The following is a 21,296-nucleotide window of genomic DNA, read 5'->3' on the forward strand; positions in this document are numbered from 1 at the left end:
AGCGCCTTTGTGGCAAAAAAACATTATTTATGAATAAATTTCTAGCATTTATCTTCGCAATTTTAACTTTGACATCCTATAGTCAAAATAAAAATTCGGTTGACTTTTCAATTGCGGATGCCAATCAAACAGCAACTATTTATATCGATAAAAATACCGATGCTTTAATTGTTTGGGCGGTAAATGATTTGGCTGATAATATTAAGGAAATAACTGGAAAACGACCAGAAATTATCCCAACAAATTCATTTTTGAAAAGTGGTATTTATATTGGAGAATCGTCTTCCAATCTATTTCAATCACAAAAAAATAGTAAAGAAGTAGCAAATCAATGGGAGAAATTTTCCATCCAAAAAGAAAAAGAGAATTTATTAGTTATAGGAAGTGATGTACGCGGAACCGTTTATGCGATTTTTGAAATCGCAGAACGACTTGGAATTTCTCCATGGAAATGGTGGGCAGATGTACATCCTCTAAAAAAAGAAAAGGTAGCATTACAACTTCCCCGTAAGGGAATAATTTCAGCGCCATCCGTACAATATCGGGGCATCTTTTTAAATGATGAAGATTGGGCATTGCAGCCTTGGGCGGCCAAAACATTTGAACCGGAAACAGGTGATATCGGTCCAAAAACGTATGAAAAAATATTTCAGTTATTGTTGCGATTAAAAGCCAACACGATTTGGTCGGCAATGCATCCGTCTACAAAAGGATTTTTTACCCTTCCGGGGAATAAAGAAATGGCGCAAAAATACCATATCATTATCGGATCTTCTCATGCAGAACCAATGCTTCGGAATAATGTTGACGAATGGAAACCAAAAATTTACGGCGAGTATAATTATTTTACCAATAAAACCCAAGTCGATAAATATTGGCAGGATCGTTTGGACGAATTAAAATCGGCTCAGAACGAGACGATCATGACAGTGGGAATGCGTGGCGTACACGACAGCAAAATGGAAGGCGCAAAAGATTTAGCAGCATCAATTGAAATGGTCGAAAAAATCATTGTTAATCAACGTGAAATGCTTTCGAATACTTTCAAAAAGCGGCTGTCAGCCATTCCGCAAGCCTTTGTTCCGTATAAAGAAGTGTTGGAATTATATGATAACGGACTCAAAGTTCCGGATGATATTACGTTAGTTTGGCCCGATGATAATTATGGATATATCCGTCGTTTGAGTAACGAAGAGGAACAGAAAAGAACGGGAGGGAGTGGTGTTTATTATCACATCAGTTACTGGGGAAGACCACATGATTATCTTTGGTTAAGTACAACGCAGCCGGGTTTAATTTGGTATGAAATGAATAAGGCATACGAAAACGGAGCAAAGAAAATGTGGATTGTAAATGTTGGCGACATCAAACCTGCGGAATATGACACAGAACTTTTTTTAGATTTAGCATGGAACATCAACAGTATAAAATCAGATGGATTAAACGACTATTTAAAGGATTGGGCTTCAAGAGAATTTTCGTCTAAAGTAAGCGCAGAAGTCAGTGTGATTTTCGAAGAATATTATCGTTTAGCATTTCTCAGAAAGCCCGAATATATGGGTTGGAGTCAAACAGAACCAACAACGCCTGTAAAACTTTCAGATTTCTCTGAAGAAGAAATTTGGAACAGAATTAAAGCGTATGATAAACTTATTGATAAGGTAAATAATTTATCTGATTTGATTCCGGCAGAACGAAAAGATGCCTGGTTTCAATTGGTAGTTTATCCTGTAAAAGGTGCTGCCTATATGAATCACAAATTTCTATATTGGAATTTAGAAGCGACAACTTCTGATGAAAATCAAAAGGAAAAATATCAGGTTTTAGCCTCAGAAGCTTATCAGAAAATTGAAGAATTGACGGACTATTATAATACCAAATTAAGTAATGGAAAATGGAAGCATATGATGTCGATGCATCCGAGGGATTTGCCTGTTTTTGATGCGGTTAAAAAGAATACATTTTCTAAAGAATCCCCAAAATCAAGCTCAAAACAAATTGTTATTCAGGCGAATCAATTTATTTCTGAAAAAGGATTTAAAGATTATAACTGGAAGACTATTAACGGTTTGGGATACAGCAATAATGCAGTTACCTTATTTGCGTTAAAACAGCAGTATTTTAAAACTGAAAAGCCTTTTGTTTTATATGAATTTGAAATAGAAAATGCAGGAGACTACGAAATTGACATTCATTTGCTTCCGACGCATTCCAACAATTTTGATGATGAAATAGGAGTTCAATTGGATAGGAATAAAGCCCAGTTTTTCAAAATCAATACCAGAGATCGAGATAAAACCTGGAAGGAAAATGTGTTGCGAAACAGTGCCATTGTAAAAGTAGCAGCGTCAAATTTGCAAAAAGGAAAACATAGTGTTAAAGTAGAAGTCAATCAAACCGGAATTGTATTGGATTACATAACGGTAAAAGCTAATTAAAATGATGAAAAAGAGGAATACAAAAATACAGTTGTTAATCACGCTATTGTTTTGTTTTTCAATTTCGTATAGTCAGGAAATTAAAAAGAGATTAGCAGAAAAACCTAATATTATTTTGATTATTGCCGATGATATGGGATGGAATGATGTTGGCTATCATGGTTCAGTAATCAAAACACCAAACATTGATTATTTAGCTCAAAACGGTATAGAACTCAACCGGTTTTATGTTAATCCTACTTGCTCACCTACGAGAGCCAGTCTCTTAACAGGAAGGCCTTCGAGCCGCATGGGAATTGTTGCCCCAATTGGAGATCGGGATCAGACCAAACTGCCTGATTCAATACCTACTTTGCCGAAATTATTGCATCAAAATAAGTATCAGACGGCACTTATCGGAAAATGGCATTTAGGATTGCAACTCAGCAGCGGTCCCAAAGCATATGGGTTTGACTATTCGTACGGTTTTTTACACGGACAGCTGGATCAATACACACATCTGTACAAAAATGGAGATAAGAGTTGGCATAGAAATGGTGAATTTATTGAAGAAAAAGGTCATGCCACCGATTTAATAACAGATGAAACGATCAAATGGATTTCGGAAATACGAGATCCTAATAAAAGCTTCTTTTTGCAGGTTGCTTATAGTGCCCCGCATTTTCCTTTGCAGGAAGAAAAAAGGTGGAAAGACCCTTATTTGAATTCTATCAAAGATCCTTCGCGTAGAGATTATGCTGCGGCAGTAAGCCATATGGATAACAGTATAGGTTTACTGCTTGAAAAATTAAAACAGCAAAAACTGGATAAAAACACATTGGTAATTTTTATGAGTGACAATGGCGCTATGGAAAATTGGGATTCTAAAAACGAATACAACGGCATTCATCCATCTAATAATACACTTGGAGACAATAAGCCGCTTAGGGACTGGAAAACATCCAACTATGAAGGTGCTATAAGAGTGCCTTGTGTGCTATATTGGAAAGATCACTTGAAGAGTTATAAAAACTCAAATTATATTTCAGTTATTGATCTGTTGCCAAGTATTTTATTTTTGACTGGTGACAAGAATTTACCTCAAACTGTAGAAGGAAAAAATATCTGGCCAATGATTGCTGAAAACAAAACAATTTCCAATCAGGAAATTTACATTAGAGGCCATTTGCAGGAATGTTTAATCAGCAAACCCTGGAAAATAATCAGAACGAGGCATCCCAAAGCAATACCTGCAGATTATGAATTGTATAACATAGAAAAGGATCCGGAAGAAAAGAATAATGTCTGGAGCCAAAATGAAGCAATTGGAGCACAAATGAAAATTGCTCTCGAAAATCAGTTTAAAAAGGATGCTAAAAAAGTTAATAATGAGAATATTAAATAAGATAGGGATAGAGAAATTAAGGTAAATAGGTATTAAGAGGTGGTATAAAGTATTTAAGAAGAAAAAAAGATTGGCATTTATTTGAGGTAAGTAATTGATAATAAAGTGTAAAGCGTCGAGATTAATTTATTATTAACGGAAAGGGCAAAAAGAGTTATAATTTTAACATTAAAGATGCGTTATCTATCAAGCAAACTTTTATTTTTGCGCCTTAATTTAACACTTATAAGCATGAAAGATCTATTAGTAAAAATCAACGCCGAAATTGACACATTCAAAGCAGAAGCTGAATCTTTAACTGAAAAAGGTATTAAAGCTGCCGGAGCTAGAGCACGTAAATCAACTTTAGAACTTGAAAAACTTTTAAAAGAGTTCAGAAAAGTTTCTATCGAAGAATCAAAAAAATAATCTTTTTTGAACTAAAAAGATAAAACCTCGTTTAAGCAATTAAACGAGGTTTTTTTTAATTGTGAATTGTAAATGGTGAATTCTGAAAGGAATAAATTCTGCATTTATAATTCACAATTAACCATTCACCATTTACAATTATTTTCCAATTTCAATATAATCCTTCAAACCACATTCCTTAATTTTTTTAATGCTTTCGGCAACGGTCAAAGCATTTAGTGTAGCACCTTCCAAACCTGTGTGCGTGTGGTCTTTCGGGAAGAATGCTTTTACTTTTTCTTTTCCTAAAGCTTCGTATTTCAGGGCGACAATTTCATTCAAATCAATATAATAAGCACCTTCTTTATCAGCTGCAATTTTAGACCAATTTCCGTAGGTATCAGTTCTGCGTTCTACTTTATCGTTGGGCCATTCGTTTCTTGGCGTCTGGCTTAAAACTATCGGGATCGCACCTTTTTCTTTGGCTTCTCTGATGAATTTCGCCATATACCACCCAAAAGTATTTACGATTTCTTTTGAGCCATCAGGACGCGTCACTTCCTGTGTTTCGTCTCCATTTCCTTTTAGTGAACCTCTTAATTTTTCCTTGTCAACAGCGCCGGCATCGTTATGTCCAAACTGAATCAGAATAAAATTCCCGGGTTGTAATTGGTTTTTTACTTCATCCCAAAGTCCTTCATAAACAAAGGTTCTGGTACTTCTGCCACCACGGGCTTTATTGATAACCTCAATTCTTGTGGTATCGCAATATTGCGGAAAAGCAACTCCCCAACCTACAGCATCGGGATTACCGTCATTACTTGCCATAGTCGAATCTCCAATTAAAAACAATTTTTTCTTTGCAGGAAGTATAATTTTTGGATTTTCTAAAATGTAATTTTTTAAAGAATTTTTGCTTGTTTTCAATTCATTAATAATAACTGAAGCCGAGAGCACCGCGCCTTTTGCAGACGTATGCGTATGGTCTTTTTTGTAGAAATAAGTTCCGGTTACTTTTGCTTCGCCGGTTTTTTCCATTTCAAGTGCCATTCTTTCATTCAAATTGATGAAAGTTACTTTTTCCTTTTCAGCAATTTGTTTGGCCCATAATCCATATGATTTATCGTTACGAGGTACTTTTCTATCTTTCCAGTCGTTTCTCGGAATTGGCGAACAAATAATCGGAATAGCTCCTTTTGATTTGGCTTTGCGAACCACTTTCTGAATGTACCAGCCGTAACTGCGAACGATTTCATGTTTTTTGGTTATTAGATTGTCGATTTCCTGAGTTTCATTTCCAATGCCTTTAATCGTTCCTCTGGCGCGAATAGTGTCATTGATTGGCCCATCATCATTATGACCAAACTGAATCAAAACATAATCGCCTTTTTTAAGTTTGTTTAAAACTTCTATCCATAAACCTTTATCCTGAAAAGTTCTGCTACTGGTTCCGCCCAAAGCATGATTTTCAATATGGACTTTGGTAGTGTCCAAAAATTGACCAATATAATCTCCCCAGCCCCAAAGCCCACCAGCTCCGTCACCTTTGCCATTTTTCACAGTCGAATCCCCAACCATATAAACAGTTGGTTTATTATCTTGCTTTGAAGTGAAATTGAAAAATAATACCGTAAGGCATAAGACAGAGAGTATTTTAATTGATTTCATATTTTGAATTGTGAATTGTGAGTTGTGAAATGTGTGCATTTAACCGCAAAGTTCGCAAAGGGTTACGCCAAGTACGCAAAGCTTTGCGCACTTTTACGGTGTCTTAGCACAAAGAGATAAAATCTTAGCGGCCTTTGCGGTTAAAAAGTTCGCAAAGGGTTACGCGATGTACGCAAGCTTTGTGAACTTTTACGGTGTCTTCGCACAAAGAGATAAAAGACTTTGCGCCTTTGTGCCTTCGTGGCAATTAATTTCTGAAATCAAACCACAAATTCATCTTAATTCCGTCATCCCCGCTTTTGATTCGGATGTTTGTTGGCTGGCTTTGCGGTCCTTGTTGTTCTAAAGGTTTAAAATCTCTCATCGCTGGAATTTCATACATAAACGAGATATCGCCCTCCGGAAATGCCGGCTGAGGATAACTTCCAGGGAAACCATTTTTAGGCAAATCAGGTGTAAACAATCTCAGGAATAAATTATCATTTTCACTGAAAACTTTAAATGATGATGCTCCGGCTTTTAAATTCGCTCCTAATAAATTGGCGTGATAGCCTTTAAATTCAGGATAAATCAAATTCTCAAAACTTTCTCCGGTAATCGTATTGTTATAGTCTTTCTCCCAAATGCCGTAAGTCGTTCCTTTAATTCTGTTTTTCCAAACATGATACGGGCCTCTTCCAAACCATTTAATTCCTGTAACTTCTTTCTCCGGAAAGCTGAATGTAATTCCGAAAGAATTGATCTTATCTTCAAAAAAAGCACCATCAAAACCTTCACCGCCCGAAGCATTTTTCAGGGCAACCAATTCCATTTTAAATCTTCCGTCAGGTTCCATAATCCATTTTATGGATGATAAACCACCAGAATAATTTACAATACAGATGGCTTTATCTCCATCTTGCGAAACCTGAATATCTTTTAATTTGGCTTTCATTCCAATTGGACGAGGACCATTTGTCAACGGAATAGTTGAGATTCCATTTTTAATAGAAGTAATTTCTCCTGTTGTAGCGTTTAAAGAAACGGTGATATCGCTTCCTTTTAAAGTAATTTCATTTCCGGTTTTTATTGCTGAAGCTTTAGCTTTTGTGTTTTGAACCGCCAGGAATTTATTCGCATAAAACAAAGCTTTGTGAATGGGCCATGCCCAGGTATAAATTTCTTTGTTGAACTGATCGTAAGCCGTGATTGATAAAACATCGCCTTCAGTAAAATTATTCGGAACAGCAAATTGAATTTTACGAGTTTCACCCGGATCAATACTCGGAAGTTCAATTTTTCCTGAACTTATGGCTAACAAAACGCCATTAGAATAAAGTACATTATTCTCTGCTTTCATTACTTTAAATTCCATTTTGCAGCTATTCAAATTGCTGAACAGATAATCATTTTTGATGAAGAAAGAACCATCAAAATTCTCAGAAACCTGTTTTGGCTGAAACTGAATTGGTGCCCAAACTTCTTTTACGGTATAATAACTACCTTCTCTTTCACGATGTGGTCCTAGAATTCCGTCTGCGGCTAATGAACCTTTCGAGTCAAATTTCACATCTCCCGTCCAATCAGATCGTTTTACGGCTTCATCTAACATCGCCCACATAAAACCTCCTGCAAAAAGTGGACTTTCTTTATAGCGATTCCAGAAATCTTCCAGAGCAGCTCCATGTCCGTTATCGTAAGTTCCGTGCATGAATTCAGTTGGGAAAAATACATTTTCACCAGCATTAAAACGGTGCATTCCGGTTAAGTAAGTAGGATAGTGGTGGGTATCCCAGCCATTAAAATCGGCCCAGGGATGAATCACAATTCTTTTTTGCGGATCAAGGTCTGCAAAAACTTTATCAGTGTCATAATTCCAGCCGCCTTCATTTCCGTTGTCCCAAATAATAACTGAGGCATGATTGACATCACGCGTAATCATTTCAGTTGCTACTTTTTTGCCGGTTTCTGTGTCATAAGAGTTTTGCCAGCCGGCCAATTCATTCAAAACAAAAAGACCTAATGAATCGCAAACTTCTAAGAAGTGCTCGTCTGGCGGGTAGTGCCCCCGAACCGCATTCATATTCATGTCTTTGATTAATTTTCCGTCCAATTCGCTGATGCGTTTGCTGGTGCTTCGTCCGCCTTCTGGCCAAAACGAGTGTCGGTTAATTCCCTTCATGATAATTTTAGTACCATTCATATAAATTCCGTCTTGTTTTTTAAACTCTAATGTTCTAAAACCAATGCGTTTATCATATTGATGAATTACAGTTCCGTTTTGTTTTAAAACCAATTGTAAATCATATAAATTTGGAGTTTCAGGATTCCACGGTTTGATATTTTTCCATTGTGCAGCTATCTTCGCTACAGTACTTTTTGCTTTTACAGGGAAAGTGAAAGTTTGGAAATTTTCTCCATTTAAACCTTTTAATGTAGCTTCTAAAGTGGTATTTTTCGGAACCTCTTTAAGATTCAAATCAACAGTAATAGAACCATCCATTTTTGGATTTACAGCGATATTCTGAATATGTGTTTTAGGAGACACTTCCAGCCAAACCGGACGATAAATTCCGCCAAACAACCACCAGTCTGCTCTTCTTTCAGCTGCATTTACTGATTTATTGGCAGAATGTTTCCAAACATGAACTTCCAAAAGATTTTTAGAACCATATTTCAGTAAAGAAGAGATGTCATATTTAAATTCATAAAAACCACCCTGATGAATCGCTCCGGCCAATTTTCCGTTTATTTTAACTTCTGTATCCGTCATGGCACCACCAAAGGCAATTAAAACGTCTTTGCCTTTATAATCAGCAGGAACATCAAACTCATATTTATACAAACCTTCTTCCTTACTGGGTTCTTTTTGCTCTAATTCCTTGTACCATCGTCCGTAGGTATATTCACCAAAACCTTCTAATTCCCATTGGGACGGAACGTTTATTTTGGACCATTTTTGACTGTTATTGCCACCCGTACAATAAAAATCCCATTGTACAGGATGTTCAAAATCTTTACCTGAAAGATACACTTTGTCAGTTTGCTGTGCATGGCCATTTTGGGTCATAAAAAGCGCAAAGGCAGCAATAGAGAGATTTTGGATAGTATTTTTTAGTTGCATAATTGGTTAATTCTTCGATGGTTAATTACCATCTGGTTTAGCTATTTCAAATTGGTCGCTCATAGGGAGTGTCCAACTCGAAATATAATTTGGTTTCTTCGGATTGTAATTTGGTGTTTCTTTTTTGATTTGTTTCTTTAACGGAATATCAAGTTCGCGAATTCCTTTCAGAACGCAAAGCGCAATTTCGTTAGCGCCAAAACTATTAAAATGGGTATTGTCATCCAATGCTTTTTCCTGTCCCGGAAAAGTATTGACAGGATATTGTACAAAAGCTTTTCGTGAAGGTTCGTCGCCCCAGGCTTCGTATAATTCGGTTGTCATTTTAGTAATATCAATAAGAGCAACATTATTTTTCTGAGCAACGGCACGCATTGCATCCGGAAATTCTCCATGCGTATCTTTCAAACTACCATTTTCATTAAAGAAACGACGTTGCGTTGGCGTCACTAAAACCGGAATGGCGCCTTTATCTTTTGCTGATTGTACAAACTCCGTCAATAAATCTGAATACGATCCCCAGGCGCCATTTCCTTCGCCTTTTATTTTCTCGTCATTATGACCAAACTCCACAAACAGATAATCTCCTTTTTTAATTTGGGTAAGGATCTTTTTTAAACGATTTCCGTTTTTAAAAGAACTTAACGAAGAACCGGAATAAGCATAATTAGCGACAACAACACTCTCGTCAAAATAGTTGGTAATAAATTGTCCCCAGGAAGCCCAAGGTTCCACATCCTGATCGGTAACGGTTGAATCTCCAGCTAAGTAAACCACAGTTAGATTATCTTTTGCCGTAATTTTTAAATCCTGAATAGCAACTTGGCCTAAAAACTCAAGTGTCAGTTTATCATCCCAATCCAAAATATCTTTTTCCCTGTCTTTAAGTGTAACATTTAATTGATCATCTATTTTGGGTGTTCTGACATTTATATTGAACGTTTTGGTTATTTTTTGTCCCTTTGGTACAGACAATTGATTTAACATCAATCTTCTTGATTCGGCTTTTATAGAAACGTTTGAAGCTTTTTCGTTGCCTCCCATGGTAACTTCAATCTGATAATTTCCTTCTGGAAGTTGGACGGAGAAGTAGGTTGGTTTTTCTGTAGAGAAAGAATTGCTATTGATTTTTACTTTCGAAGAAGAATTAAAATCGAAACCAAATCCTGTATTAGTATCGTAAACTATCGGTTTATCGATTGCAATTCCTTTCGAAGCTTTTGAAGTGCCAAAATGAAACAAAAGTGATTTTGTATTTTTGACGCTATCAGATAAATGTGTTTTTGATTGAAAGTGATTGTTATTTAAATGATTGTCAACATGCATTGCAAAAAAAGGAGCAGGCATAACCAAACAAAAGACACATAAAAAAGTACTGATTTTTATCAATTTTTCTGAATTTAAGTTTATTTCACTTTCAAAGCTAACAGTTCCTTTATTATATAGTATCCTGTACTATGATGTTAAAATGTTGTAGGATTATAAATTATTATATTATAAAAATCAGGTAGGTACAGGATACTATACCATAAAAAAACAGAGAAATTGCGGTTGAATTATCAAATAATTAGGAATAAATTGATAAAGTTACTTGTTTGGTAAATAGTGTTAATACGCCTTTTTGCATGAATTTTATGAAAATCAAAATACAACATATTTTCTTTCTTATCGCAACATTTTTTCTCTGTTCAATGGTTTCATTTGGTCAGGAAAAAAATGTAATACGTAAAATACATTATGCACCAGAAGGAAATAGTTTTGTTTTAAAAAATGGAACACGAAAATTCAATCGTGCTTTATATGGTTCTAACACAGGTTTTAGGGTTGAAACCGGCGATTTGCCTGAGTTTGCCATGTATATGCCGGGAATGGGAGGGAATTTCAAACTAGGAATTATTAACGGGAAAGAAAGCAAATGGATTACCGAAGCCTCTAAAATTGACACGAGATATGTTTTGGGAATTATGCAGTATACAATTGAAGATGCTATTTTAGGAAACGGAAAATTATTTGTTGATGTTGTTGCTCTAAAAGAAAAAGAAGGTTTTATTGTAAAAGTTTATGGAAAAAACATTTCTAAAAATGCCAATTTAATATGGGCTTTTGGTGGCGCAACAGGCAAGAAATTTAGTCGTGATGGCGATATTGGTGCTGATCCGGAATCGGTGTTTTATTTACAGCCGAATTACTGCATCAATAATAAATATACAATCCAAAAACAATCTTTTTTATTGGAATACGGCTCTGAAAGCAACAGACAAAAAACAGGAAATAACAAAAGCCTTGTTGGATTTTTTTCGGAATCAGAAGCACATTTAGCCAATGCAAATCAGCAAAAAACACCTTTTGAACTGTTTGCTTCTAATGCTGAAACATTGCCCATTATTACAGGAAAAATAAGTTCAATTACTGAAAAAAGCAACTATTGGCTTTTAACGACTGAAGAGTTAAAAATTGATGTTTCGCAAAAAGGCCTGGCTGCATTATATGAGAAATCAGTACAGCAAACACAGGTTTTGGCTAATAGAGTTAAGGTTGTAACGCCGGATCCTTATATCAATACTTTAGGTGCCGCACTATCGATTGCTTCTGACGGAATTTGGGAAAGGCCCGCGTATCTTCATGGTGCGATTGCGTGGAGAATGTACTTAAATGCCTGGCGTGGTGCTTATACTGCGGATCCTTTAGGATGGCACGATCGAGCAAAATCACATTTTGAGAGTTATAGCAAATCGCAGGTTACAACGCCGGAAAATGGACCGGTGGTTTTTGATGAAGAAAAGAATTTAGCACGCCAGAAAGAAGAAATCGGAATCTCAATGTTCAGCAGTGGATACATTAGCCGACATCCGAATAAAAATACTGTGGCACATCATTATGACATGAATTTGGTTTTTATCGATCAGATGCTGCGTCATTTTAAATGGACGGGTGATACTGCCTTTATGAAAGAAATGTGGCCAACGATTCAAAGACATTTGAATTGGGAAAAACGAAATTTTGATGCAGATGGCGATGGAGTCTACGATGCTTACGCGTCTATTTGGGCCAGCGATGCCTTGCAATACAGCGGTGGCGGCGTTATTCATTCTTCGGCCTATAATTATTATGCCAACAAAACAGTTGCTGAAACGGCAAAAAAAATAGATGCAAATCCAGAACCATTTTCTAAAGAAGCAGATAAAATTTTAAAAGCCACAAACGAACAGCTTTGGATTCCGAATAAGGGAATTTTCGCCGAATATAAAGACGCACACGGAAACCGATTATTACATGACACGCCTGGTATTTGGAGCATTTACCATACAATAGATTCGGAGCTGTCGAATCCGTTTGAAAGTTATCAAATGTTGGGTTATGTCGATAATTACATTCCGCATATCCCGATTTCAGCAGAAGGTCTTGATAAAAAAGACCTTTATGTAATTAGCACAACCAATTGGCAGCCCTATACGTGGTCCATCAACAATGTGGCTTTGGCTGAACAATTGCATACGGCATTGGCTTTCTGGCAAGGTGGAAAAACGGAAGAAGCGTACAAAATGTGGGAAAGCGCTTTGATTGAAAGTATGTATTTGGGAGCTTCTCCGGGAGGTTTTGAACAGCTGTTATATCAGGATGCCATTCGTGGTGAATTGTATCGTGATTTTGCAGATCCGATTGGTATGGCGTCACGTACTTTAGTGGAAGGGCTTTACGGAATCCAGCCAGACGCGCTTGCAGGAGTTTTAACGATTAAGCCCGGTTTTCCTTCAAAATGGAAGGAAGCTTCTTTAGAAATTCCGGATATTTCTTTTTCTTTCAAAAGAGAAAATAAAAAAGATGCTTATAAAATTGAGAATCGTTTGGCGTCAAAAATGAACTTAAAATTGATTTTAAACGCGCCTTTTGACGGAATTGAAAGTATCAAAGTAAATGGAAAAACGGTAAGTTGGAAAGCGATTCCGGAAAGTATTGGAACTCCCAAAATAAGTATTGAAGTACCTTATAATTCTGTTTATGATGTGATCATTAATTGGAAAGGAAATGTTTTAGAAGAATTAAAATCGGAAACACTTTATACTTCTGGTGAATCATTGAATCTGACTTCTTCAAAAGCTAAAATTGTTTCTGTTAATGATCCGCAATTGATTTTAAGTGCGATTTCAAAAACAGATAATTCACTTAAAGCGAAAATCAATAGTGATGGACATAAAGTTTTTTTTTATTGAATTAAAACAAGGTGAGTTATCGTGGTGGAATCCCATTGATTTGAGTATTAAAGCTGCAGAGAAATCAAATAAAACGGAAACAAATTGGGATGTTCCTTTAGATAAATCCACAAAAATAGAAACCGTTTCGCTTTCATCCTTTTTTAATTCGAAAGTAACCGATATTTTTAGTTACGAATATCTTTCACCAAGACCAAAAACGGTAACCTTACAACTACCAAAACAAGGAATTGGGAATTGGTGTTATCCAAATGTATCGGTAAAAATTGATGATTCAGGCTTACGCCAAAAAGCAAAAGCAAACGGACAAATTACAACTCCTAATGGGATTCCCTTTCAAACGCCTTCTGATGAAAATTTGAAGAATATAGTTTTCACTTCAATGTGGGATAATTTCCCGGAAAGTGTTATTATTCCGCTTGACGGAAAAGCTTCACATGCTTATTTTATGATGACCGGAACAACGAACCCAATGCAAAGCCGAATGGTAAATGGTGAAATTAAAGTAGAATATACAGATGGAACATCGGAAGTTTTACCATTAAAAAATCCGGAAAACTGGTGGCCGATTGAACAGGATTATTTCGTAGACGGCCTGGCTTTTACCACAGATGCTCCAAAACCTCCAAGAGTATATTTTAAATCGGGAGAAATTTCAAGAAACTTTAAAGATTTTAAAACGATAAAAGGATTTTCAAATTACGGAATTGATGGCGGTGGGGGAACGATTTTGGAATTGCCATTAAATAAAAATAAAACATTAAAGAATCTTACTTTGAGAACGATTGCAAATGATGTAGTTATTGGTTTGATGGGGCTTACGTTAATTAGATAAAGATATGGGTAGTATAAAATTTTTACCGCAAAGCACGCAAAGTTTTTATTTTGGTGTGTTTGCAGTTAGCTTTAATAGGTTCGCAAAGATTTGCGTACATCGCGTAGACTTTTGCGCACCTTGCGGTTAAATTTTTTCTCATTTCAACCTGAAACCTGAAACCTGAAACAAAAAATAAAACTTGAAACTATCAAAAAATAACCAAATGAAAAAACACCTCTTACTTATTGGAATGCTATTTTCGGCTTCGCTATTTGCCCAAAAAATAGACAGAAAAGCTTTGGTAACCAGACATAACGTTCAAATAACCGCCATCGATACTCTGGCTTCTTTAACTGTCGGGAACGGTGCATTTGCTTTTACTGTTGATGCTACCGGATTGCAGACTTTTCCTAAGAAATACCAAAATGGAATTCCTTTAGGAACGCAGTCAGAGTGGGGATGGGACAGTTATAAAAATACCAAAGGATATAAATTCTCTGAAACTTTACGTGATTACAAACAGTATGGGAGGGACATATCGTATACGGTTCAGATTAAGGAACCAGCAAGAAAAGTAGAAGCTGTAAACTGGTTCAGACAAAATCCGCATTTATTGCAGTTGGGGAATTTAGGTTTTGAAGTCACTAAAAAAGATGGAAGTCAGGCAAAACCGGAAGACATCAAATCCATTTCACAAAAACTGAATTTATGGACAGGAGAAATCGAAAGTTATTTTGAAGTAGAAGGAACTCCGGTAACGGTTTTAACGGTTTCACATCAGGAAAAAGACGCGATTGGCGTGAAAGTGAAATCAGATCTATTGCCGCAAAAACGTTTAAAAATCAGTTTAAGAATTCCGTTTCCAACCGGAGATTGGGCGGATATGGGAACAAAATGGGAAGGAAAAGACGATTACAAAAGCACATTAGTTGAAAAATCAAAAACAGAAGCGGTTATAACACATGTGATGGATAGCATTTCGTATAATGTCAATTTGAATTGGAAAGGAAATGCGCAAATTAAAAAGATTGCAGATCATTATTTTGTGATTGAAGCATCGAATACCAATACTTTGGAAGTAAGTTGTCTTTTTGCTTTAGCCGATAAAAAATCGGCTACAAATTCTTCTTTTTCGGATATTGAAAGTAGCAGTATAAAAGGCTGGGAACAATTCTGGAAAAGCGGAGCAGCTGTAGATTTTTCAGGAAGTACAGACAAACGTGCTCCTGAATTAGAGCGAAGAGTTATATTATCTCAATATTTAACAAAAGTACAGTGTACAGGAAAAGTGCCGCCTCAGGAAACGGGTCTGACATACAACAGCTGGTATGGAAAACCGCATTTAGAAATGCATTGGTGGCATGGTGTTCATTTTGCACTTTGGAGCAGACCGGAATTATTAGAGAAAAGTCTTCCGTGGTATCAAAAGATTTTTGATAAAGCTAAAAATATTGCCAAAAGACAAGGTTTTGAAGGAGCAAGATGGCAAAAAATGACAGATCCTGACGGGAATGAAAGTCCGTCATCTGTCGGTTCATTTTTGATCTGGCAACAACCACATTTTATTACGTATGCCGAATTAATGTATCGTGACAAACCAACAACTTCAACTTTAAATTTATACAGTGAAAGAGTTTTTGCAACAGCTGATTTTATGGCTTCGTTTGCCAATTACGACGCTAAAAAGGATCGTTATGTGTTAGGACCAGGCGTGATTCCGGCGCAGGAAAGATTCAAAGCAATGGAAACTTTTAACCCAACATATGAATTAGCGTATTGGAATTGGGCTCTAAAAACAGCAATCGCCTGGAAGAAAAAATTAAACCAAAAAGTACCGGAAAAATGGGAAACGGTTTTGGATAAATTATCGCCATTGCCAATCGCTGATCAGGTTTATCTGGCTACTGAAAGTGCAACAGATTCGTACACCAATCCAGAATTCAAAACCGATCATCCATCCGTTTTAGGGACTTTCGGAATGCTTCCTGAAACTTCTCTTTTGGATAAAAAAATCATGAAAAATACGTTTGATCTGGTTTGGAAAACATGGTCATGGGACAAAACATGGGGTTGGGACTTCCCAATGACCGCAATGTCTGCAGCGCGTTTAAACATGCCGGATAAAGCAATTGATGCCTTATTTATGAATGTTACCACGAATACATATTTAAAAAACGGACATAATTATCAGGCAGAAAGACTGACTTTATACCTTCCCGGAAACGGAGGACTATTGACTGCTGTTGCCATGATGTGCGCGGGTTGGGATGGAACCACAGAAGAAAACCCGGGCTTCCCAAAAGATGGAACATGGAAAGTAAAAAGTGAAGGATTTAAAAAGATGTTTTGATTTTTAAGATACTAAGTTGCTAAGGTTCTGAGGTTCTGAGGTTCTAAGTTTTTTGCATCCAGTTTGTCATCCTGAGGAACGAAGGATCACACTAGAAACTCGACAAAGATTGGAAAATTACTTTGCGGCGCTTCTAGTGTGATCCTTCCTCCGTCAGGATGACAAGATTGCTTTAAAAATAAAAATCTGTGCTGATCTGCTTAAATCTTTTTAAATCTGCGTGAAACTTTCTAATCCACATAAAAAAGACAATTATGAAAAATAGAATTCTATTATTACTGTTATTTTTATCTTGCTCCATTTTTGCGCAACGACAAATGGAAAACCTGGACCGTGGTATTATTGCCGTTAAAGATAAAGGTCAGTTTTTTATTGGCTGGCGCGTTTTAGGAACTGATGCTGATGATCTGGCTTTCAATTTATATCGAAAAAGCGGTACTAAAAAAGCAATCAAATTAAATGACAAACCAATTTCGGGTGCCACAAATTTTATAGATACCAAAGCAAATCCGCAAGAAGAAAATACCTGGTTTGTAAAAACAGTTTTAAAAGGAAAAGAAACAGATGCAAAAGGAAGTTTTACTATTCCCGCAGCAAGTCCGGATAAAGATTATTTATCAATTGTTTTAAAACCAGTTGAAGGTTACATTCCGAATGATCTTTCTGTTGGCGATTTAGACGGCGATGGAAGATATGATTTGATTGTGCATATGACTGGAAAAGCCCACGACAATTCGCATACCGGAATAACAGATCCACCCATATTTCAGGCTTATACTTTGGACGGAAAACTTTTATGGCAAATTAATTTAGGAAAGAACATCCGCGAAGGCGCACACTATACACAGTTTATGGTGTACGATTTAGATGGCGATGGAATTTCAGAATTCGTTTGTAAAACAGCAGATGGAACAACCGACAGCCAAAATAATGTAGTAGGAGATGCCTCGAAAGACTGGGTAGACAGAGATCCAAATTCTCCTGTTTATGGAAAAATTTTGAAAGGCCCGGAATATCTTTCGGTTTTTGATGGAAGAACCGGAAAACTAGTTACAACTGTAGATTATATCGCAGAGCGTGGTGATCTTGGAGGTTGGGGTGGACATGGCGGAAGCGGTGGAAATGATACCAAAGGAAACAGAATCGATCGTTTTACAGCGTGTATTGCCTATTTAGACGGCATTCATCCAAGTGTGGTGATGTGTCGTGGTTACTATGGAAGAACGGTTTTAGCGGCCTGGGATTTTAAAAATGGAAAACTTACGTCAAGATGGATTTTTGATAGCAAAGATGCTGAAAATCCTTATTCCGGAATGGGAAATCATGGACTTACAGTAGCCGATGTGGATAATGACGGAAAAGATGAAATTGTCTACGGTTCTATGTGTGTTGATGATAACGGACAAGGTTTGTATACCACTGGTTTTAGACATGGCGACGCTTTGCACGTTACGGATCTCGATTTGGATGTTCCGGGCTTAGAAGTTTTCGGAATACATGAAATCGAAAACGGAACAACAGGTCCGGGAGTGACATTCTTTTCAGCCGCTGATGGAAAAGTTTTGTTTACTGCTTCTCTAAATGAAGATGTTGGTCGTGGTGTTGCAGACAATATCGACCCGACCAGAAAGGGTGCACAATGTTGGTGGTCGGGCTCTCCGGACTTACATGATATGAAAGGAAATGCGATTGGAAAAGCACCAACATCAACAAATTTTTTAATTTATTGGGATGGTGATACTTCAAGAGAACTCCTGAATTCAAATTACATTGATAAGTATAATGCAGGAAGATTATTTACCGCCACTGGAGCCGCATCCAATAATGGCACAAAATCAACACCGGCACTTTCTGCAGATATTTTGGGAGACTGGAGAGAAGAATTAATTTTAAGATCGGAAGACAATAAAGAATTAAGAATTTATTCGACAACGATTCCAACTGAAGTTAGGCAATATACGCTAATGCACGATTCACAATACAGATTAAGTATAGCCTGGCAAAATGTAGGATACAATCAGCCACCACACACGAGTTTTTATATGGGAAAAGACATGAAACCGGCACCTAAACCGAATATAGTTTTAGTTAAGGTTCAAAGTGACAAAGGGGCAAAGGGGCAAAGGTTGTAGGGAGTTTTTAATCTCGCAAAGACGCAGTCCCGAGGCTTCGGGAGCGAAGTTTTTTAAATAAATATTGAATAGCCTCCTGCTTTAGCTGGAGGTAATTAATATAGGTAAGTAAAAAAGGCTTTAGTCAAAAACGAGTGTTTTTTTGGCTAAAACCTTTTCAAATAGGATTCATTTAACCTTCAGCTAAAGCAGGAGGCAACTCATTTTAATAGTCAAAAACTTAAACTTTGCTCCCGAAGCCTCGGGACTGCGTCTTTGCGAGATTAAAAAGAAAAAAACTTGGCGACTTTGTGTCTTCGTGGCAAAACTCTAAATCGAATTTCTATCAATAAAATTAAAAGGCACCTTTACAGATCCTTTTTCCTTATTCAAAATCATTCGTCCTGCAGTTTCTCCCATTACATTAAAATCGGTGGACATTACAGTGATACCTAGAAGTTCTTTTAATGGCGTATCGTTATACGAAATAACGCCAATATCTTTTCCTAATTCATATTCTTCATCTCTGATTTGTTTCATCAAATTAACCAGATCAGATTCTTCGATAGTAATAAATAAATCTCCTTTTTTAAGGATCATATCGTCATAAACTTCATCGAGAATTTCAAAATTTATTTCGTATTCCACACAGAATTTTCTAAATCCGTGTAAGATTCGGCGTGGGTAAGGATAAACCGCTTTTTCCGGATAAACCAAAATAAGTTTTTTGTATTTCTTTATTTTAGAAAGCCCTTCTTTTAGTGCGTTGTATATGTCATTTTCAAAATCCTGATAAATCTTGATAATTTCACCATCCATATTTAGCTTGATGTTATCCATGATAACCAGTTTTTCTTGTGGAATTCTTTGAATGGCTTTTACAACATCATCCGTAAAACTTAAATGTTTCAGTTCATCCGTTTTAAAGTGTGTTGTGATAACATAATAATCGTATGCACCTTCAAACTTATCCAATAAATTCAAAAACAAGGTTTCATCGCAGTGATAAATATGTAAATCGGTATGTGCATTGGCACCAACAGTATCAATAAACGAGTTGTACGTTTTCATTTTATACGCACTCAGTTTATTAAATAAAAACAATATGTTTACTTTAGATTCAAGTTTGGTTCGGGTAATATAATAGCCCTTTCCTCTGATAGAAGAAATGATTTTTCGTTCCTTTAATATGTTATACGCCTTTTCAACCGTATCGCGAGACATGTAAAACTCTTCGCTAAAGCTATTTATGGAAGGTATTTTTTGATTTATCTTCAAATTTCCGTTAGCAATATTTTGCAGGATAGAGTCTACAATTTGTTTGTATTTAGGAACCCTTGAATCTTCATCGATTTTAATAAGTTTAATCATTTTGTAAGTCTTGCAAATTATGTTTTAAATAAAAGCGTAACATAATTCTGAATTATAATTTGTATTAAAAGCTGAATTCGAAAAAATTTCTCAACACCATTTTTTGCTGCTTTTTCGATAAAAGTATCCAATTAAATAAGGTAATACTTTCATATTTTGGTGATTTGCTAATTTAAAGGCTAATTGTGGATATAACAATTGCGAAATCGATTGCTAAAATAGAAATTTTAAATTTATTTATCGACTATAAATGCGTTCTTCTTTGCAATATTATTCGGTTTTAACATAAATGCAAATCATAAAGGATAGTACAGGATAGTTTTGTTTTATACATTCTCTTATTTTACAAAACGAGATTAACTATCACAAATAACCACAAACAAAAACAATAAATGGAATCATTATTAGGAATCATTTTTCACTCCATTGGAGGATTTTCTTCAGGGAGTTTTTATATGCCATTCAAAAAAGTTAAAGACTGGGCTTGGGAAAGCTACTGGATCGTAGGAGGTTTTTTTTCCTGGTTAATTGTACCACCCATTGCAGCTTATTTAACGATTCCACATTTTACAGAAGTTATCGCGGCAGCATCGCCAACAATCAAAGCGTTTACCTATACAATGGGATTAATCTGGGGAATTGGTGGACTAACTTACGGGTTAGGGGTTCGCTACCTTGGAATGTCTCTTGGGAACTCTATTATCTTAGGATTTTGTTCTGCTTTTGGAGCTTTAGTACCTTCTATTTATTATGATATATATCCTACTGAAGGAAAAATTTCATTTAGTCATATGCTTTCAAATCAAGGTGGACAACTCGTTTTATTGGGAGTTGTAGTTTGCCTTTTAGGAATTGCTATTTCAGGGAAAGCAGGGATTTTGAAAGAAAAAGATTTTGCAACAGGACACGAAGATAAAGACAAAGATTTCAGTCTTACAAAAGGTCTTATTATCGCAGTGATCTCAGGTATTTTGAGTTCATTTTTCAATTTCGGAATTGAAGCCGGAAAACCAATGGCAGAAGCAGCTGTTGTAGCGGGCTGTAATCCTTTATTTCAAAATAATGTAACTTATATCGTTTTGATGTGGGGTGGACTTACAACCAATTTTATCTGGTGTATGTATCTTAACTTCAAGAATAAAACTTTTGGAGATTATACGAATACAGCAACTCCAATTACTAAAAATGTTCTTTTTTCTGCTCTTGCCGGAACCATGTGGTTTTTGCAGTTTTTCTTCTACGGAATGGGAGAGAGCAAATTAGGAAACGGAGCAAGTTCATGGATTCTACACATGGCAACGATTATCCTTACTGCAAATTTCTGGGGATTCTATTTGAAAGAATGGTCAGGAGTGTCGAAAAAGACTTTCAGAACTTTTTTATGGGGAATCGGATTAATTATGCTTTCGATTGTTTTAGTCGGAATCGGAAATTCATTATAAAAAACAAATAACCA

The 21,296-nt window shown here is 36.2% G+C and carries 12 protein-coding genes; 8 read left to right on the plus strand and 4 right to left on the minus strand.

Annotated features, from left to right (window positions below; genetic code table 11):
* The first annotated feature begins 29 nt into the window (after positions 1–29).
* From IHE43_RS12105 to IHE43_RS12115, 3 genes are all read left to right on the plus strand, one after another.
* Entirely contained in the window at positions 30–2,438 is a 2,409-nt protein-coding gene (locus tag IHE43_RS12105; protein WP_192184116.1) for a glycosyl hydrolase 115 family protein, read from the plus strand.
* A gap of 1 nt (position 2,439) precedes the next feature.
* Entirely contained in the window at positions 2,440–3,822 is a 1,383-nt protein-coding gene (locus IHE43_RS12110; RefSeq protein ID WP_192184117.1) for a sulfatase-like hydrolase/transferase, read from the plus strand.
* Positions 3,823–4,053: 231 nt separating this feature from the next.
* The gene (locus IHE43_RS12115) at positions 4,054–4,230 is read left to right on the plus strand and encodes a histone H1 (protein ID WP_026983373.1); all 177 of its coding nucleotides are present in this window, start codon (positions 4,054–4,056) and stop codon (positions 4,228–4,230) included.
* Between the two features lie 138 nt (positions 4,231–4,368).
* On the opposite strand, the gene IHE43_RS12120 is transcribed toward IHE43_RS12115, so the two are convergent.
* The 3 genes from IHE43_RS12120 to IHE43_RS12130 form a co-directional block, all read right to left on the minus strand.
* Complete coding sequence (locus IHE43_RS12120) at positions 4,369–5,877, minus strand: rhamnogalacturonan acetylesterase (RefSeq protein WP_192184118.1); 1,509 nt, start codon at positions 5,875–5,877, stop codon at positions 4,369–4,371.
* A gap of 247 nt (positions 5,878–6,124) precedes the next feature.
* The gene (locus IHE43_RS12125; RefSeq protein ID WP_192184119.1) at positions 6,125–8,980 is read right to left on the minus strand and encodes a glycoside hydrolase family 2 TIM barrel-domain containing protein; all 2,856 of its coding nucleotides are present in this window, start codon (positions 8,978–8,980) and stop codon (positions 6,125–6,127) included.
* A gap of 21 nt (positions 8,981–9,001) precedes the next feature.
* Complete coding sequence (locus IHE43_RS12130) at positions 9,002–10,369, minus strand: rhamnogalacturonan acetylesterase (protein ID WP_192184120.1); 1,368 nt, start codon at positions 10,367–10,369, stop codon at positions 9,002–9,004.
* 245 nt (positions 10,370–10,614) lie between these two features.
* Here IHE43_RS12130 and IHE43_RS12135 point away from each other — a divergent pair, with 245 nt between their 5' ends.
* The 4 genes from IHE43_RS12135 (at position 10,615) to IHE43_RS12145 (ending at position 18,490) form a co-directional block, all read left to right on the plus strand.
* Complete coding sequence (locus tag IHE43_RS12135; RefSeq protein WP_225585063.1) at positions 10,615–13,191, plus strand: DUF4450 domain-containing protein; 2,577 nt, start codon at positions 10,615–10,617, stop codon at positions 13,189–13,191.
* Positions 13,166–14,026: a hypothetical protein gene (locus IHE43_RS23605; protein WP_225585065.1), complete on the plus strand. Its 861-nt coding sequence runs from the start codon at positions 13,166–13,168 to the stop codon at positions 14,024–14,026. The genes IHE43_RS12135 and IHE43_RS23605 overlap by 26 nt, the downstream gene beginning before the upstream one ends.
* Positions 14,027–14,231: 205 nt before the next feature.
* Positions 14,232–16,358, plus strand: a complete 2,127-nt coding sequence (locus tag IHE43_RS12140; protein ID WP_192184121.1) for a hypothetical protein — start codon at positions 14,232–14,234, stop codon at positions 16,356–16,358.
* Between the two features lie 254 nt (positions 16,359–16,612).
* Positions 16,613–18,490: a rhamnogalacturonan lyase gene (locus tag IHE43_RS12145; protein ID WP_192184122.1), complete on the plus strand. Its 1,878-nt coding sequence runs from the start codon at positions 16,613–16,615 to the stop codon at positions 18,488–18,490.
* Positions 18,491–18,799: 309 nt separating this feature from the next.
* Here IHE43_RS12145 and IHE43_RS12150 read toward each other — a convergent pair whose 3' ends face one another.
* Positions 18,800–19,840: a GntR family transcriptional regulator gene (locus tag IHE43_RS12150; RefSeq protein ID WP_192184123.1), complete on the minus strand. Its 1,041-nt coding sequence runs from the start codon at positions 19,838–19,840 to the stop codon at positions 18,800–18,802.
* A 392-nt stretch (positions 19,841–20,232) separates the two neighbouring features.
* On the opposite strand from IHE43_RS12150, the gene rhaT reads away from it, so the two are divergent.
* A complete protein-coding gene (rhaT, locus tag IHE43_RS12155) occupies positions 20,233–21,282 on the plus strand; it encodes an L-rhamnose/proton symporter RhaT (protein ID WP_192184124.1) in 1,050 nt (349 codons plus the stop codon).
* The last annotated feature ends 14 nt before the right edge of the window (positions 21,283–21,296 follow it).

Source organism: Flavobacterium sp. MDT1-60, assembly GCF_014844035.1.
Classification (GTDB): Bacteria; Bacteroidota; Bacteroidia; order Flavobacteriales; family Flavobacteriaceae; genus Flavobacterium.

Bases quoted from the DNA above. Each gene is read 5' to 3' on its own strand.
- IHE43_RS23605 (WP_225585065.1), top strand. From the start codon at position 13,166: ATGGACATAAAGTTTTTTTTTATTGAATTAAAACAAGGTGAGTTATCG.
- IHE43_RS12110 (WP_192184117.1), top strand. From the start codon at position 2,440: ATGATGAAAAAGAGGAATACAAAAATACAGTTGTTAATCACGCTATTG.
- IHE43_RS12150 (WP_192184123.1), bottom strand. From the start codon at position 19,840: ATGATTAAACTTATTAAAATCGATGAAGATTCAAGGGTTCCTAAATAC.
- IHE43_RS12145 (WP_192184122.1), top strand. From the start codon at position 16,613: ATGAAAAATAGAATTCTATTATTACTGTTATTTTTATCTTGCTCCATT.
- IHE43_RS12140 (WP_192184121.1), top strand. From the start codon at position 14,232: ATGAAAAAACACCTCTTACTTATTGGAATGCTATTTTCGGCTTCGCTA.
- IHE43_RS12105 (WP_192184116.1), top strand. From the start codon at position 30: ATGAATAAATTTCTAGCATTTATCTTCGCAATTTTAACTTTGACATCC.
- IHE43_RS12120 (WP_192184118.1), bottom strand. From the start codon at position 5,877: ATGAAATCAATTAAAATACTCTCTGTCTTATGCCTTACGGTATTATTT.
- IHE43_RS12135 (WP_225585063.1), top strand. From the start codon at position 10,615: ATGAAAATCAAAATACAACATATTTTCTTTCTTATCGCAACATTTTTT.
- IHE43_RS12125 (WP_192184119.1), bottom strand. From the start codon at position 8,980: ATGCAACTAAAAAATACTATCCAAAATCTCTCTATTGCTGCCTTTGCG.
- IHE43_RS12115 (WP_026983373.1), top strand. From the start codon at position 4,054: ATGAAAGATCTATTAGTAAAAATCAACGCCGAAATTGACACATTCAAA.
- rhaT (WP_192184124.1), top strand. From the start codon at position 20,233: ATGGAATCATTATTAGGAATCATTTTTCACTCCATTGGAGGATTTTCT.